The organism is Kitasatospora sp. NPDC101155 (assembly GCF_044768305.1).
Taxonomy (GTDB): Bacteria; Actinomycetota; Actinomycetes; order Streptomycetales; family Streptomycetaceae; genus Kitasatospora.
Genome location: NZ_JBIWPN010000033.1, coordinates 13,683 through 29,327 on the forward strand (window position 1 = coordinate 13,683; position 15,645 = coordinate 29,327).

The window sequence follows — 15,645 nt, forward strand, 5'->3', positions numbered from 1 at the left end:
CAACTTGGTCGCCTGTCGCCGGCGCGGTCCGTGACCGGGGCAGGGGGAGCACACCGGCGACAGGCTCCGTTCCGCTACCTCTCCCTCATGAAGGGCGGAACGAGGGGCCCCCGGCCGGGCGCCCAGAAGCGGGGATGGCAGCGCCCGGCCGGCGGAGTTCGAAGAAGCGCTTCTTGTGAGCGCTCACAAGAATTGTTAGCGCTAACATTCATGGTGTCAAGGGAGGTCACCTGGCAGACACCACTGCGAAAGCCGGGCGACTCAGGGCGCCGTGAACCGCCGGCTTTTCACCACCGGGCGGCCGGCCCGACGCTTCGGCGCAGCACCAGCTCCGGCGGGATCCGCACATGGGTCGGGGAGGGCTTGGCGCCGCCCTCCAGCTCCCCCACGAGCAGTTCCAGGGCCCGCCTGCCGAGTTCGCCGAAGTCCTGCCGCACGGTGGTCAGCGGCGGGATGAAGTAGGCGGCCTCCGGGATGTCGTCGAACCCGACCACGCTGATCTCCTCCGGCACTGCCCGACCGGCCTCGTGCAGGGCGCGCAGCAGTCCGAGGGCCATGTGGTCGTTGGCGCAGAAGACGGCCGTGACATCGGGGAGTTGTGCGATCCGCAGCCCCGCCTGGTAGCCCGAGCGGGCGCTCCAGTCCCCGCGCTCCACGTCCGGCACGGGAGCCCCCGCCGCCTGCAGCGTGAGGCGCCAGCCCTCCTCCCGGTCCTGGCTCTCCAGCCAGTTGGACGGTCCCGCCAGGTGGTGCACGGTGCGGTGGCCGAGGTCGAGGAGGTGCCCGGTGGCCTCGCCCGCACCCTCGCGGTTGCCCACTGACACCATGGGCACCTGCGTCTGGTTGCCCGATCCGACCGCGACGACCGGCACCGAGCTGGAGAGCCGGGCCACCGCGCTGACGGCGGAGGTCTGCGGCGCGATCACCACGACCCCCTCCACTCCCTGGTCGCGCAGCCGGTCGACGGCTTCCTGGACCGAACGGCCGTCGAGGGAGCGAAGGCTGGTCACGCTCACGAAGTACCCGGCGCTGCGGGCAGCCCGCTCGATGCCCTCCAGCATCGAGGCGGGACCGTAGAGGGTCGAGTCGAAGCTGACCACGCCGAGCGTCTGCGACCGGCGGGTGACCAGGGCCCGGGCGGCGGAGTTGGGCCGATAGTCCAGCTCCCGGATGGCGGCCAGCACCCGGTCCCGGGTGTCCGGCCGGACGTGCGGAGCACCGTTGAGCACCCGGGACACCGTCTGGTGGGACACCCCCGCCAGCTTCGCCACGTCAGCCATCACGGGCTGTCGCTGTTCCGTCCCAGCGCTCTCGGTTCCCACGCGTAGTCTCCTCCTCGGCTGCGGACCACAGTACGCGACCGGGTCCGCACCGATCCGTCACCCTCGGTTCAGCGGGCGGCTCTCTTCTTACCAGCTGTTCGGGCCGCCCACATGTGGCCGTTGCGGCGGGTGAACGCTCACGGGTTCGCCCCAACCGCCAAAAGGGCCGATCGGGCGCCCCGGCGCGTACGTGATCTCGGCGCCGCCGACGCCTTCACCTGATTCCTCCCAGGATGCCCCCGGCTTCAGCCGGGGGAGATGGGGGTCCCCCGCCCGGAGGGTGGGAGAGGGTCCTTGGCTCGGAGCCGCGAAGCGGCGCAGTGACCTCCGGGGGCTTGGACGGAGGCCGTTGTCAGTGGGCCTCCGTAGGTTGATCTCGTACATCTCCGGTACTCCTGTCGCCTCTACCCGACGGCAGGTCAGCGCGCGGCGCTGGCCCGGACGTTCGGGTGTGCGCGGGTGGTGTACAACGACGCTTTGGACGCCTGGCCAAGTCCGTGCACGACGCCGGGTGGGCCACCTTCCGGCGCCTGCTCGAAGAGAAAGCCGCACGCTACGGCCGGCACGTCGGTGTCATCGGCCGGTACGAGCCGACGTCTCAGGTCTGCTCGGCCTGCGGCGTCCTGGACGGCCCCAAGCCCCTCGCCGTACGCGAGTGGACATGCGGCGCGTGCGGCACGGTACATGATCGTGATCTCAACGCCCCCCGCAACATCCTGGCCGCCGGACGGGCGGACAGGCTGAACGCCTGCGGAGGGCCGGTAAGACCTGGCATGGCAATCCCACGCCAGGCACAGCCCGTTGAAACAGGAACCCACCGGAACGCCAACCGCGCGGGGCGCAAGCCCCGCGCCGCAGGCGCGGCCGGAATCCCCCGGCCCTAGCCGGGGGAGGACGTCAAGGTTCGCGGTCGCGTCACCCGTCTGGAGCGTGACGCCGGGGACGTTCACGGTGAGCCGGCCGTCGGCCGTACGGGGTCCAGGTCCCCGCCGGAGCAGCTGTAGATCTGCGACTGCGCCCCGGGGGTGGTGGAGGCGTTCGGGACGTCGAGGCACTTGCCCGAGCCGGCTCCGCGCAGCGCCCCCGTCGCGGCGGTGGCGGACTCCGCCTATCCGCGGACGAACCGTTTGTCTACCGATGGTTCGCCGAACTCTCATCCGGTGAGCCACGACATGGCCCCTGCTCCGCCCGCCCCGTCCCGGCCGAACCGACCGGCGGCACACTGCGATCCAACAGTGATCCCAGGGCCCTTGACGTCGGTCTTGTTAGCGTTAACACTCATGTCACGCCAGGCCTGGGTGACCGTAACTCCGATGCCCCACAGCCCGAGGGACCGCTCCCGGCCGGCCCCGCCCGACCGCTCCCGGTCGCCCAGTCAGGGGACGCACTGTGCCGGTCGCGGAACACCACTGGAGGAACTGTGCGGAAGATTTCGGCGGGCCTGGTCGCCGCGGGCCTGGTGCTCTCGCTGGCGGCCTGCGGCCAGAGCGCCAACGGCGGCGGCGACGGTGCGGCCAAGGGGGACGCCAAGGGCGGTCTGGTCGGCATCGCGATGCCGACCAAGTCGTCGGAACGCTGGATCAACGACGGCACCAACATGGTCAAGGAGTTCCAGGCCAAGGGCTACAAGACCGACCTGCAGTACGGCGACAACGTGGTCGAGAACCAGGTCTCCCAGGTGGAGAACATGATCACCAAGGGTGCCAAGCTGCTGGTGATCGCCGCCATCGACGGCTCCTCCCTCACCAACGTGCTGCAGAAGGCCGCCGACGCCCACATCCCGGTGATCTCCTACGACCGGCTCATCCGCGGCACGGCGAACGTCGACTACTACGCGACCTTCGACAACTACAAGGTCGGCGTCCTCCAGGGCGGCTACATCGCCGACAAGCTCGGTCTCAAGGACGGCAAGGGCCCGTTCAACATCGAGCTCTTCGCCGGCTCCCCGGACGACAACAACGCCACCTTCTTCTTCAACGGCGCGATGAGCGTCCTCAAGCCGTACATCGACCAGAAGAAGCTGGTCGTGCAGAGCGGCCAGACCGACTTCAACCAGGTCGCCACGCTGCGCTGGGACGGCGGGCTCGCCCAGTCCCGGATGGACAACCTGCTGAGCAAGGCCTACACCTCCGCCCACGTCGACGCCGTGCTCTCGCCGTACGACGGCATCTCGATCGGCATCCTCTCCTCGCTCAAGGGCGTGGGCTACGGCACCGCGAAGTCCCTGCCGATCGTCACGGGCCAGGACGCCGAGCTGGCCTCGGTGAAGTCGATCATCGCGGGCGAGCAGACCCAGACCGTCTACAAGGACACCCGCCAACTGGCCAAGGTGGCCGTCCAGATGGGCGACGCCCTGCTGACCGGCGGAAAGCCCGAGGTCAACGACAACAGCCAGTACAACAACGGCGTGAAGACCGTCCCGGCGCAGCTGCTCCAGCCGGTCAGCGTCGACAAGGACAACTACCAGAAGGTCCTGGTCGACAGCGGTCAGTACACCGCGGACCAGCTCAAGTAGCCCGCCCAGCACGCTCGACGAACCCCAATGCCGAGCCCGTGGTGCGGGCCGGAAACCGCCCGCCCGCACCGCCCGGACGATACGGACGCACACCCATGGCCGGACCCGCTCTCGAAATGCGGTCGATCAGCAAGTCGTTTCCCGGCGTCAAGGCGCTCTCCGAGGTCAACCTGACCGTCGCCGCCGGCGAGGTGCACGCCGTCTGCGGCGAGAACGGCGCCGGCAAGTCCACCCTGATGAAGGTGCTCAGCGGCGTCTACCCGCACGGCAGTTACGAGGGCGAGATCCTCTTCGAGGGCGCGCCCTGCCGGTTCAAGGACATCCGGGCCAGCGAGCAGCGCGGCATCGTCATCATCCACCAGGAACTCGCCCTGGTGCCGTACCTGTCCGTCGCCGAGAACATCTTCCTCGGCAACGAGCACGCCACCCGGGGCGTGATCAGCTGGCACCGGACGCTCACCCACGCCGCCGAACTGCTCCGGCAGGTCGGTCTGGAGGAGAACCCGCACACCAGGGTCGCCGACCTCGGCGTGGGCAAGCAGCAGCTGGTCGAGATCGCCAAGGCGCTGGCCAAGAAGGTCAAGCTGCTCATCCTGGACGAGCCGACGGCCGCGCTGAACGACGAGGACAGCCGCAAGCTGCTCGATCTGATCCTGGAACTCAAGGCGCAGGGCATCTCCTGCATCATCATCTCGCACAAGCTGAACGAGATCGCCCGGGTCGCGGACTCCGTGACGATCCTGCGCGACGGCCGGACCATCGAGACCATCGCGATCGGCCCCGCGGGCATCTCCGAGGAGCGGATCATCCGCGGCATGGTCGGCCGCGACCTGGAACACCGCTACCCCGAACGCACCCCCGACATCGGCGAGGTCGCCTTCGAGGTCGAGGACTGGAGCGTGCGCCACCCGCTCGACCAGCAGCGCATGGTGGTGGACGGCGCCTCCCTGAACGTGCGGCGCGGCGAGATCGTCGGCATCGCCGGCCTGATGGGCGCCGGCCGCACCGAACTGGCGATGAGCGTCTTCGGCCGCTCGTACGGGCGGTGGGCTTCCGGCCGGGTGCGGCTGAACGGCCGGGAGATCCGAACCCGGACGGTGCCCGAGGCGATCGGGCACGGCATCGCGTACGTCACCGAGGACCGCAAGCAGCTCGGCCTCAACCTCATCGACGACATCAGCCGGAACATCTCGCTGAGCGCGCTCGGCAAGGTCGCCCGGTACGGCCGCGTCGACCGGCACGAGGAGGCCAAGGTCGCCGAGTCCTTCCGTCGGACCATGAACATCAAGGCCCCGACGGTGTTCACCCGGACCGGCACGCTCAGCGGCGGCAACCAGCAGAAGGTCGTCCTCAGCAAGTGGATCTTCGCCGAGCCGGAGGTGCTGATCCTCGACGAGCCCACCCGCGGCATCGACATCGGCGCGAAAGCGGAGATCTACACCGTCATCGCCGAACTCGCCGCCCAGGGCAAGGCCGTGCTCGTCATCTCGTCCGAACTTCCCGAACTCCTGGGTCTGTGCGACCGGATCTACACCATGGCCGAAGGCCGGATCACCGGCGAGGTCGCCCGCGCCGACGCCACCCAGGAATCCCTCATGCGGCTCATGACCATGAGCGCCGCATCAAGCAACGAGCAGGTGTGAGGCATGGCCCAGACCGAGATCATCCCGGATTCGTCCCCGAAGGCACCGCAGGCCGGTCCGAGCCCCTCCATCGGCTCCGTCCTGGCCCGCGCGCTGCAGGGCAACGTGCGCCAGTACGGCATGCTGGTCGCGCTCGCACTGATCGTGCTGCTGTTCCAGATCTGGACGGACGGCATCCTGCTCCAGCCGCTCAACATCACCAACCTGATCCAGCAGAACGGCTACATCCTGATCCTGGCGATCGGGATGATGATCGTCATCATCGCCGGGCACATCGACCTCTCGGTCGGCTCGCTGGCCGCCTTCGTCGGGGCCGCCGCCGCGGTGATGATGGTCAAGCACCACGTGCCGTGGCCCGTGGCGATGCTGGCCGCGCTGGTGATCGGCGCCCTCGCCGGCGCCTGGCAGGGCTTCTGGATCGCCTATCTGGGGATCCCCTCGTTCATCGTCACCCTGGCGGGCATGCTGCTGTTCCGCGGTGGCACCCAGATCCTTTTGCAGGGCCAGTCGGTGGCGCCGTTCCCCAAGGGCTTCCAGAGCATCAGCAGCGGCTTCCTCCCCGAGGTCGGCCCGCACACCAACTACCACAACCTCACCCTGCTGCTGGGCCTCGCCGTGCTGGCCGTCGCGATACTCCAGGAGGTACGCGGCCGGCGGCAGACCGCCTCGTACGGGCTGGAGCTGCTCCCGCTCGGACTGTTCGTCGCCAAACTCGCCGTGATCACCGCGGCCGTGGCCGTCTTCACCCTGCTGCTGGCCAGCTACCACGGCGTGCCGATCGTGCTGCTGATCCTCGGCGCCCTGCTGGTCGGCTTCGGCTACCTGATGCGCAACTCGATCATCGGCCGGCACACCTACGCCATCGGCGGCAACGAGGCGGCGGCAAAGCTGTCCGGGGTGAAGAGCAAGCGGGTCGTCTTCCTCGCCTTCACCACCATGGGCGTCCTCGCGGCGCTCGCCGGTCTGGTCTTCGCCGCTCGCCTCAACGCCGGCACCCCGCAGGCCGGCATCAACTTCGAACTGGAGGCCATCGCCGCCGCGTTCATCGGCGGCGCCTCCGCCAGCGGTGGCGTGGGAACCGTCCTCGGCGCCATCATCGGCGGCCTGGTGCTCGGCGTACTGAACAACGGCATGTCGCTGGTCGGCGTCGGCACCGACTACCAGCAGGTCATCAAGGGCCTGGTGCTGCTCGCGGCCGTCGGATTCGACGTCTACAACAAGCGCCGGGCCGGCTCCTGACAGACCGCTCGGCGGGACGGGGCCGCGGTGCGTCAGCACCACGGCCCCGTCGTTGTTCCACGAGAGCGGAGCAGCGCGCTCGCGACGGTCAGGACCCGACGGGCCCCGATCCGGAGCTCGGTACGGCGGTTCCGCGCCGGGCCTGTTGGCATCACGACCGCCCGACGGACGGGAACGACACCCGGCCCGGAGAACCGGGCAACGGGCACCTCCCAGGAGAGGGGTGCCACTCCTCGAACGAGGTTCAGTGGGCCGACAGCACCAGGGCGAGCACGACCAGTGCCGGCACCGTCCACACGAAGAGGATCTTGCGGGAGGACGTAGCGGCTCCGAACAGGCCGGCGACGGCGACGCAGGAGGCGAAGAAGACCCGCGCTCGGGCTGAGTCGGCCGGCGGCCGACCGTGGTGCCCGCCCAGTGACCCTCGGCCGGTCGGGCGGACCGTCCTTCCGGCTCGCGACCCGGCCGAAATTCCTTCCGGTGGGCGGCAACCCCTGTCGCACCGGCGGCAACCGACAGGTGACACCGAGGGCGGAGAGCCCCTCGGCTCGTCCCCATCACACCGCCGACCACCGCTGTGTCCCCGCCCGAACGGGCCGGTTCACGGCGGCGGGGCCGAAGCAAGGAGTAGCCCGCATGAACGAGACGGACCCCACGACGAACGGTCGTGGCCGACGCCCCCGCGGGCGCCACCGTCGGCGCTGGACCACGCTGGGCCTGGCCCTGGGCGTGCCCGGCGTGCTCGGCCCGTACCTGCTCTTCGTGCAGGCCGACTCCAACGCGGCGTCCGTAGATCCCGACGCGTACTACACCCTGGTGTCCGTCCGCAGTGACAAGGCCCTGGACGTGCCCGGTGCGGACGCGGCAGACGGCGCCTGGGCCCGGCAGATGAACCGCGTCGCCGGGGCCGCCAGCCAGCAGTGGCGGCTGCGACTGGCGGGGGACGGCTACTACGAGCTGGAGAACCGCAGCACCCACAAGGTCCTCGGAGTGCGCGGTGGTTCCTCTCAGCCCGTTGCCGCCGTCGAGCAACAGACCGACCGCGCCGCCGCCACCCAGCAGTGGCGGATGCAGGACGTCGGCGACGGCGCGGTGAAGTTCGTCTCCCGCGGCAGCGGCATGGTGCTGGACGTCTGCGGCGGCGGCACGGAGGAGGGCGTACCGCTCATCCAGTACGGCGACATCGGCAGCAGCAACCAGCAGTGGAAGCTGGTCAACGTGTCCAGCGCGGGCGGGTACACCTGGCACAACGCACAGATCGTCGGCGGCGGCTTCGTCACCGGACTGGTCTTCAACCCCGCCCGCAAGGACCTGCTGTACGCCCGGACCGACATCGGCGGCGCGTACCGCTGGGACGCCGCCGCCGGACGGTGGACCTCGCTGACCGACTGGATCGGCGGCACCGACTGGAACCTGCTCGGGATCGAGAGCCTGGCGACCGACCCGGTCGACCCGAACAGGCTGTACCTCGCCAGCGGCACCTACACCAACGACTGGGCAGGCAACGGCGCGATCCTGCGCTCCACCGATCAGGGCCGGACGTTCCAGCGCACCGACCTGCCGTTCAAGCTGGGCGGCAACGAGGACGGCCGGTCCATGGGCGAGCGGCTGGTGGTCGACCCCTCCGACAACCGCACGCTCTACCTGGGCACCCGCAAGAACGGCCTCTGGCGCAGCAACGACTACGGCGCGACCTGGAGCCAGGTCGGCAGCTTCCCCGTCAAGGACGGTGCGAGCAGCGGCGTCGGCCTGTCCTTCGTGACCTTCGGCCCGTCCGGCAGCAGGACGGTCTACGTCGGGGTGGCCGACAAGTCGACCTCTCTGTACCGTTCCACCGACGGCGGCGCCACCTGGCAGGCCGTCCCCGGCCAGCCGACCGGCCAGCTGCCGCAGCACGGCGTGCTGTCCGGCGACGGCTCGTTCTACCTGACGTACACCAACGCGCCCGGCCCGAACGGAGTGACGGCCGGCTCGGTGTGGAAGTACACGCCGTCCACCGGGGCCTGGAAGAACGTCTCGCCGTCCAACGGCAGTTACGGCTTCGCCGGCCTCGCGGTCGACCCGCAGCACCCGGCCACGGTGATGGTCACCACGCTGGACCGCTGGTGGCCCTCCGACGAGCTCTACCGATCGACCGACGGCGGCGCCACCTGGAAGGCGCTCGGCGCGACCTCGGAACGCGACAACTCGGCGGCGCCCTACGTGGGGACCGGCATCGGGCACTGGATGGGCACGCTGGCCATCGACCCCTTCGACTCCGGGCACGTGCTGTACGGCACCGGCTCCGGCATGTGGGGCAGCACCGACGTGACGGCGGCGGACAACGGGCGCCCGACGCACTGGAGCGTCCCGGCCAGGGGGCTGGAGGAGACCGCGACACTCGGACTGGTCAAGCCGCCCGGCCAGCCGCTGATCAGTGCGCTCGGCGACGTCAGCGGGTTCCGGCACGAGGACCTGACCAAGGTCCCTGCCAAGGCGCTGAGCGGGCCGCTGTTCACCAACACCACCGGCATCGACTTCGCCCAGGGCAAGCCGGAGTTCGTGGTTCGGGTCGGCCTCGGCGGCGCGCAGCACGGTGCCTGGTCGACCGACGGCGGAGCGAACTGGGCGCCGTTCGCGGCGGCGCCGGTGGGCGACGCGGGCGGCGGGTCGGCGGCCGTCTCGGCGGACGGCGGCACCGTGGTGTGGACCCCGGCGGGCCAGGCGCCGTTCCTCTCGACCAACCGGGGCGCGTCCTGGGCGGCGGTCTCCGGTCTGCCCAAGGACGCGGCCGTGGTGGCCGACCGTTCGGCGGCGAACACCTTCTACGCCCTCAGCGGCGGCACCCTGTACGCCTCCACCGACGGTGGGCGACACTTCACCGCCCGGGCCACCGGGCTGGGCGACGGGCAGCTCAAGGCCGTCCCGGGCGTCGCAGGTGACCTGTGGATCGCCGGCGGGGGCACCGGGCTGCGGCACTCCACCGACGGCGGGGCGGCCTTCCGCAGGCTCGACGGCGTCGAGCAGGCGGGCGCCGTCGGTTTCGGCAAGGCGGCGCCCGGAGCCGGCTACCAGGCCGTCTACCTGAGCGGGAAGGTCAAGGGCGTCATCGGCCTGTTCCGCTCCATCGACGGCGGCTCGACCTGGGTCCGGATCAACGACGACCAGCACCAGTTCGGCGGGAGCGTCATCAACGTCATCTCCGGCGACCCCGATGTCTACGGCCGGGTGTACCTCGGCGGCTACGGCCGCGGCGTGGTCTACGGCGACCCGTCCTGACCGGCACGGCCCGTGGGCGGGCGGGGATCTGCGCCGCCCGCCCGCCCGCCCACGGGCCGGCCCCGGGAGAACGCCGGGGAGAAACCTGCGTCGGCGCGGCAACCTTTCCGTTCCCTCTGCCCACTGGGCAGTGCAACGTCGAGTCGATCTACCGAATGGACGGGAATGAGGGCAACGAAGCACGCCGCCCCGCAGTCGAAGCGCAGGCGTGGGCTGGTCATGGGCATTCCGTTGGCGCTGGTGGCGGTCGGTGTACTGGTGTGCCTGGCCTTCGCGCTCCTGCCGGGTGGCGGAGGCGGCACCGGTGCCGCGGAGCCGACTGCCGCTGCCTCCGTCGCGGCCACCGAGCCGAGCGTGCCTCCCCGCACCGGCGTCGCGGCCGATCCCACGCCGTCGGCGGCACCGCCATCGGTCACCAGCCCCGCGCCCGCCGCCACCGGCACCCCGTCGCCGTCGGCCAGTCGCACGCCGCAGCCGTCGACCCCCATCGCCACCTCCACCAGGGCCACCCCGTCACCGTCGGCCGCCATCGGCGGTGACGGCACCGCGCCCGCCACGGCGTCCCTGGCCGGGCGGATCAAGCCCGGGACGAACTACCAGGGCGTCGCGACCTCCTACGACGCCGCCGACGGCAACGGCGCCTGCTCGTTCGGGCCGTCCGGTGACCTCATGATCGCTGCGATGAACCACACCGACTACGAGTCGTCCAGGGCGTGCGGGGCCGCCGTACTCGTCCGCGCCGCCAACGGGGCGAGCATCACGGTGCGGATCGTCAACGAGTGCCCCCTGCCCTGCGCGCCCGGGCAACTCGACCTCAGCCACGAGGCCTTCGCCGAACTGGCCAACCTCTCGGTGGGCCGCCTCCCGGTCACCTGGACGGTGCTGAGCCCCGGCACGGCGCCGGACACGATGTCGATCCGCTACAAGACCGGTTCCAGCCAGTGGTGGTGCGGGATCCAGGTGATCGGCCACCGGAACCCGGTGGCGACGCTGGAGGTCCGGACCGCCGGCGGCTGGCGGCAGCTGTCCCGCACCGACTACAACTACTTCCTCTCCCCGGACGGCAGCGGATGCGGTGGATCGATCAGGGTCACCGACGTCTACGGGGAGCAATTGGCCGTCGACGGGATCGCGGTGACGCCGGACGTCGTCCAGCCGACCCGAGTCCAGTTCGCCCGGCATTGAACGCGCCGCTCACCCGCCGGCCGTCGGTGGTCCCCCTCCGGGGCGACCACCGCCCCGCCCCGGAGACGGGCACTGCTACGCTCATGCCGGTTGTTAACGTTCACATTGCAGGGAGAGGGCGACCGGGGGAAATGCTCCTCGATGACGCGTCCGCGGAGTTCCACGACTTCTTCGAACGCCACTACTCCGAACTCGCCCGTCTCGCCCACCTCCTGACCGGCGAGACGGACGCGGCCGACGACCTCGCCGCGGACGCCCTGATCGCCCTGTGGCAACGCTGGGACCGGCTCCGCGCGGCCGACCACCCCCTCGCCTACGCGCGCGGGGTGGTCGCCAACATGGCCCGGGCCCGGATCCGCAGCGCGGTCCGCGAGCGGCGCCGGGTGCTGCTGTTCTGGTCACGTGCCCCCGAGAGAACGGACGGCCCGGACGTGGCTGCCGTGCTGGACGTCCGTACGGCACTCGCCCGGTTGCCGTTCCGCAAGCGGGCGTGCGTGGTGCTGCGACATGCCTTCGACGTGTCGGAGAAGGACACCGCTGCGGCGCTGGGAATCTCGGTCGGTACGGTGAAGAGCCAGACTTCGAAGGGGATGGCCGAGCTGGAACACGCACTCGGCGCACGAGCGGTCGGCGAACTGGCGACAGGAAGGAGGAACGTACGGTGAACGAGCACATCACCCGGCAGCTGCGCGAGGCTGCCGAAGCCCACCGGCCCGACCGCGCACGGATCCTGGCCCGCGTCGAACGCGGTGCGGCCGGTCCTCCCGTCCGCCACCGCGCGCCGTCGTTCGTGAGGTCGTGGCCCAGGGCCGCCCTCGCCGGCCTCGCCACCGCCGGCGTCCTGGCGACCGGCGGCCTGGCCGTCGCCGGCATCGTCCGGACACCGCCGCCGTCGGACACCGTCACCACCGCTCCGGCCAGCCCGCTCCCGACGAAGACCCCGTCCCCGACGGTCACCCCTTCGCCGACGCCATCGGCCGCCCCGGGCACCGTCGCTCCGCTCCCCGTACCCGCCCCGGCCACCACCACCCCGGGCAGTCCGCGCCCGACCCCCTCGGCGAGCAGTCGCCCCGCGAACGGATCGCTGTGGTCGGAGGGATCGGTCGACTCGCACAGCACGGTCTACTGGGCCCAGCACAACCTCGTCCTCAAGACCACCCAGCCGCTCACCTCACTCACCGTCGAGCTGCGGATCGCCCAAACCGGCGAGGTCCGGGACACCGGGAACTGGCGGACCCTGCCGAGCGAGGACTTCACGGTCACCGTCCAGGAGTCCGGCGGCGTGCTGGTCTACCGCTGGGTCCTCAAGCCGGGCCGCACGGTTCCGGTCGGACAGCACGAATTCGCCGGCCAGTTCAACCACGCCACCGGCGTGCGCAGCGCCGCGAACGACAGCTACCGGGTCGATGCCCAGTCGATCGGCGGCCCCGCCTCGGTCTGGGGAGGGTTCGGCCCGGCAGGCTGAGACCGGCACGGTGGGGTCAGCGTGGCGTCGTTCAGTGATCCGTCCGGTTTGATCACGTGATGCCCGGTGTGGCGAGTGGGCGGTTCGGGTTCCGGGCGTGGTCGCGGAGGCCAGCGGCGATGTTTGTGTCGCCGACCAGCCGAAGGCCTCCGACGGTGAGTGACTTGCCGGTGCGCAGCCAGACGACACCGGGACCGCCGCCGGCGTCCTCACGGTCAAACCTCGCCCCGACGGGACGAGGGCTGCGCCACTCTCCGGCTCGACGAAATATTCCTCCCCGATCACGGCAACCTTTCTGTGCTTAGCGGCAACTGACGGGTAAACAGGGCCGAGACCAAGGCCCACCGCGCCAGAAGGACAAGCCTTTGCCAGATCAGAAACGTTCTCATCGCCGCCGTCCGGCAACCCGCCGCCTGATCGCCACCGCCGTGGTGCTCGCCGCCGTGGGTGCCGCCGTACCGCTGGTCGCCCAAGCCGCATTCACGCCGAATGCCCCCACGCCGACCTCGGTCGGCGACGCAGCGGCCGGCAGTGGCCGCTACTTCGGCACGGCAGTGTCCTCGGGCAGGCTCTGGGACTCCACGTACTCCACCATTCTCGACCGGGAATTCACCATGGTCACCCCGGAGAACGAGATGAAGTGGGACACCACCGAACCCTCCCGCGGGTCGTTCAACTTCGCCCCCGCCGACTCGATCGTCAACCACGCCTCCGCACACGGCCAACGCATGCGCGGCCACACGCTGGTCTGGCACTCCCAACTGCCCGACTGGGTCAAGTCCACCACCGACGCCAACACCCTGCGCAGCGTGATGGACAACCACATCACCCAGGAGATGACCCACTACAGAGGCAAGATCTACGCCTGGGACGTGGTCAACGAGGCCTTCGCCGACGGCGGCAGCGGCCAGCACCGCGACTCCGTGTTCCAGAACGTGCTGGGCAACGGCTTCATCGAAGAGGCCTTCCGCACCGCCCGCACCGCCGACCCCTCGGCCAAGCTCTGCTACAACGACTACAACATCGAGAACTGGTCCGACGCCAAGACCCAGGGCGTCTACAGCATGGTCAAGGACTTCAAGTCCCGCGGCGTGCCCATCGACTGCGTCGGCTTCCAGAGCCACTTCGGCGCCGGCGGTCCACCAGCCAGCTTCCAGACCACTTTGTCCAACTTCGCCGCGCTCGGCGTGGACGTCCAGATCACCGAACTCGACATCGCCCAGGCGTCCACCACGGCGTACACCAACGCCGTCCAGGACTGCCTCAACGTCGCTCGCTGCACGGGCATGACCGTGTGGGGCATCCGCGACAGCGACTCCTGGCGCACCGGGGAGAACCCGCTGCTCTTCGACGGCAACGGCAACAAGAAGCCCGCCTACAACGCGGTGCTCACCGCCCTGAGCAGCGCCGGCGGTGCACCGGGCGGCGGCATCACCCCCGGCAGCGTCTACACGCTCTCCAACGTGGCCGCCGGACGCGTCCTCGACGAGTACGCGGGACAGAACGGCAACGGCACCCCGCTCCAGGTGTGGGACGCCAACGGCGATGCCGCCAACCAGCAGTGGCGGGCCGCCAGGAACGGCGACGGCTCCTACACCCTGACCAACATCGCCAGCGGCCGGGTCCTGGACGAACCGGGCAACCAGACCGGCAACGGCACCAGGATGCAGGTCTGGGACTCCAACGGCGGCGCCAACCAGCACTGGAAGGCCGCCCGGAACAGCGACGGCTCCTACACCCTCATCAACGTCGCCAGCGGCCGAGCCCTGGAGACCCCCGGCAACCAGACCGACAACGGCACCGTCGTCCAGATCTGGGACTCCTGGGGCGCCGCCAACCAGCACTGGAACCTCAGGCCGTCCGGGTCCGGCTCGTCCACCCCCACGCCAACCTCGACGGGCGGCACGTGCGCCCTTCCGTCGACCTACCGGTGGTCCTCCACGGGTGCGCTGGCGCAACCGGCGAACGGGTGGGGCGCGGTGAAGGACTTCACCGACGTGATGTACAACGGCAAGCACCTGGTGTACGCGTCGAACGTGTCGGGCTCGTCGTACGGCTCGATGATGTTCAGTCCGTTCACCAACTGGTCGGACATGGCGTCGGCCGGCCAGACCGGGATGAGCCAGGCCGCGGTGGCGCCCACGCTGTTCTACTTCGCGCCCAAGAAGATCTGGGTGCTGGCGTACCAGTGGGGTGCGTGGCCCTTCATCTACCGCACGTCGAACGACCCCACCAACCCCAACGGCTGGTCCGCGCCGCAGCCGCTGTTCACCGGCGGCATCCCCGGCGCCGCCCCGATCGACCAGACCCTGATCGCCGACGACCAGAACATGTACCTGTTCTTCGCCGGCGACAACGGCAGCATCTACCGGGCGAGCATGCCGATCGGGAACTTCCCGGGCAACTTCGGCTCCTCGTACACGACCGTCATGAGCGACACGGTGAAGAACCTCTTCGAGGCGCCCCAGGTCTACAAGGTCCAGAGCCAGGACCAGTACCTCATGATCGTCGAGGCCCGGGGCGCGAACGAGCAGCGCTACTTCCGCTCGTTCACCGCCACCAGCCTGAACGGTTCCTGGACCCCGCAGGCCGCCACCGAGGACCACCCCTTCGCGGGCAAGGCCAACAGCGGTGCCACCTGGACCAACGACATCAGCCACGGTGACCTGGTCCGCAACAACCCCGACCAGACCATGACCATCGACCCCTGCAACCTGCAGTTCCTCTACCAGGGCAAGTCCCCCACCGCCGGCGGCCCCTACGACCAACTCCCCTGGCGCCCCGGACTCCTCACCCTGCAGCGCTAACCCGCCTGATCCGCGGCGATCGCGATCGGGTGCGGCCTGCCGACGACCGGGGGCCGCACCCGATCCTCCCGAGCGGACACAACCTTCGGGGCGCCCGCTCGAACGAGCGGGCGCCCCCCACCGGGTGGGGGGGGGCCGGCCGGGACACCCCGGGCGCCCCGCGCCGCGGCCCATGGGGCGGCAGGTCAGTCGGCGCCCGCGGCCGTCCCCG

The 15,645-nt window shown here is 70.4% G+C and carries 11 protein-coding genes and 1 pseudogene; 9 read left to right on the plus strand and 3 right to left on the minus strand.

Annotated features, from left to right (window positions below; translation table 11 throughout):
* Positions 1-287 precede the first annotated feature (287 nt).
* Positions 288-1,322, minus strand: a complete 1,035-nt coding sequence (locus ACIRYZ_RS33590) for a LacI family DNA-binding transcriptional regulator (RefSeq protein WP_402951745.1) — start codon at positions 1,320-1,322, stop codon at positions 288-290.
* A 482-nt stretch (positions 1,323-1,804) separates the two neighbouring features.
* On the opposite strand from ACIRYZ_RS33590, the pseudogene ACIRYZ_RS33595 reads away from it, so the two are divergent.
* A pseudogene (locus ACIRYZ_RS33595) lies at positions 1,805-2,206 on the plus strand (RNA-guided endonuclease InsQ/TnpB family protein); the annotation flags it as partial.
* A gap of 62 nt (positions 2,207-2,268) precedes the next feature.
* On the opposite strand, the gene ACIRYZ_RS33600 reads toward ACIRYZ_RS33595, so the two are convergent.
* The gene (locus tag ACIRYZ_RS33600; RefSeq protein ID WP_402951866.1) at positions 2,269-2,400 is read right to left on the minus strand and encodes an RICIN domain-containing protein; all 132 of its coding nucleotides are present in this window, start codon (positions 2,398-2,400) and stop codon (positions 2,269-2,271) included.
* A 342-nt stretch (positions 2,401-2,742) separates the two neighbouring features.
* Between ACIRYZ_RS33600 and chvE the strand changes: the two genes are divergently transcribed.
* The 3 genes from chvE to mmsB all read left to right on the plus strand — a co-directional run bounded on the left by chvE (position 2,743) and on the right by mmsB (position 6,719).
* Positions 2,743-3,837 carry a multiple monosaccharide ABC transporter substrate-binding protein gene (chvE, locus tag ACIRYZ_RS33605; RefSeq protein WP_402951748.1) on the plus strand — a complete coding sequence of 365 codons (1,095 nt, stop codon included), beginning with the start codon at positions 2,743-2,745 and terminating at the stop codon, positions 3,835-3,837.
* A 95-nt stretch (positions 3,838-3,932) separates the two neighbouring features.
* Entirely contained in the window at positions 3,933-5,480 is a 1,548-nt protein-coding gene (mmsA, locus tag ACIRYZ_RS33610) for a multiple monosaccharide ABC transporter ATP-binding protein (protein WP_402951750.1), read from the plus strand.
* A gap of 3 nt (positions 5,481-5,483) precedes the next feature.
* Positions 5,484-6,719: a multiple monosaccharide ABC transporter permease gene (gene mmsB, locus ACIRYZ_RS33615; RefSeq protein ID WP_396251461.1), complete on the plus strand. Its 1,236-nt coding sequence runs from the start codon at positions 5,484-5,486 to the stop codon at positions 6,717-6,719.
* A gap of 244 nt (positions 6,720-6,963) precedes the next feature.
* Here the strand turns inward: mmsB and ACIRYZ_RS33620 are convergent, their stop codons facing one another.
* Entirely contained in the window at positions 6,964-7,245 is a 282-nt protein-coding gene (locus ACIRYZ_RS33620) for a DUF1304 family protein (RefSeq protein WP_402951752.1), read from the minus strand.
* A gap of 110 nt (positions 7,246-7,355) precedes the next feature.
* Between ACIRYZ_RS33620 and ACIRYZ_RS33625 the strand changes: the two genes are divergently transcribed.
* The 5 genes from ACIRYZ_RS33625 to ACIRYZ_RS33645 all read left to right on the plus strand — a co-directional run bounded on the left by ACIRYZ_RS33625 (position 7,356) and on the right by ACIRYZ_RS33645 (position 15,434).
* Positions 7,356-9,977 carry an RICIN domain-containing protein gene (locus ACIRYZ_RS33625; RefSeq protein ID WP_402951755.1) on the plus strand — a complete coding sequence of 874 codons (2,622 nt, stop codon included), beginning with the start codon at positions 7,356-7,358 and terminating at the stop codon, positions 9,975-9,977.
* A 165-nt stretch (positions 9,978-10,142) separates the two neighbouring features.
* Entirely contained in the window at positions 10,143-11,162 is a 1,020-nt protein-coding gene (locus ACIRYZ_RS33630; protein WP_402951757.1) for an expansin EXLX1 family cellulose-binding protein, read from the plus strand.
* 131 nt (positions 11,163-11,293) lie between these two features.
* Positions 11,294-11,827, plus strand: a complete 534-nt coding sequence (locus ACIRYZ_RS33635; RefSeq protein WP_396251465.1) for a SigE family RNA polymerase sigma factor — start codon at positions 11,294-11,296, stop codon at positions 11,825-11,827.
* Positions 11,824-12,627 carry a hypothetical protein gene (locus ACIRYZ_RS33640; RefSeq protein WP_402951760.1) on the plus strand — a complete coding sequence of 268 codons (804 nt, stop codon included), beginning with the start codon at positions 11,824-11,826 and terminating at the stop codon, positions 12,625-12,627. Before ACIRYZ_RS33635 ends, ACIRYZ_RS33640 begins: the two co-directional genes overlap by 4 nt.
* 413 nt (positions 12,628-13,040) lie before the next feature.
* A complete protein-coding gene (locus ACIRYZ_RS33645) occupies positions 13,041-15,434 on the plus strand; it encodes a non-reducing end alpha-L-arabinofuranosidase family hydrolase (protein ID WP_402951868.1) in 2,394 nt (797 codons plus the stop codon).
* The last annotated feature ends 211 nt before the right edge of the window (positions 15,435-15,645 follow it).

Coding starts and splice junctions, on each gene's coding strand:
- mmsA (WP_402951750.1), top strand. CDS start 3,933: ATGGCCGGACCCGCTCTCGAAATGCGGTCGATCAGCAAGTCGTTTCCC.
- mmsB (WP_396251461.1), top strand. CDS start 5,484: ATGGCCCAGACCGAGATCATCCCGGATTCGTCCCCGAAGGCACCGCAG.
- ACIRYZ_RS33625 (WP_402951755.1), top strand. CDS start 7,356: ATGAACGAGACGGACCCCACGACGAACGGTCGTGGCCGACGCCCCCGC.
- ACIRYZ_RS33630 (WP_402951757.1), top strand. CDS start 10,143: ATGAGGGCAACGAAGCACGCCGCCCCGCAGTCGAAGCGCAGGCGTGGG.
- ACIRYZ_RS33635 (WP_396251465.1), top strand. CDS start 11,294: ATGCTCCTCGATGACGCGTCCGCGGAGTTCCACGACTTCTTCGAACGC.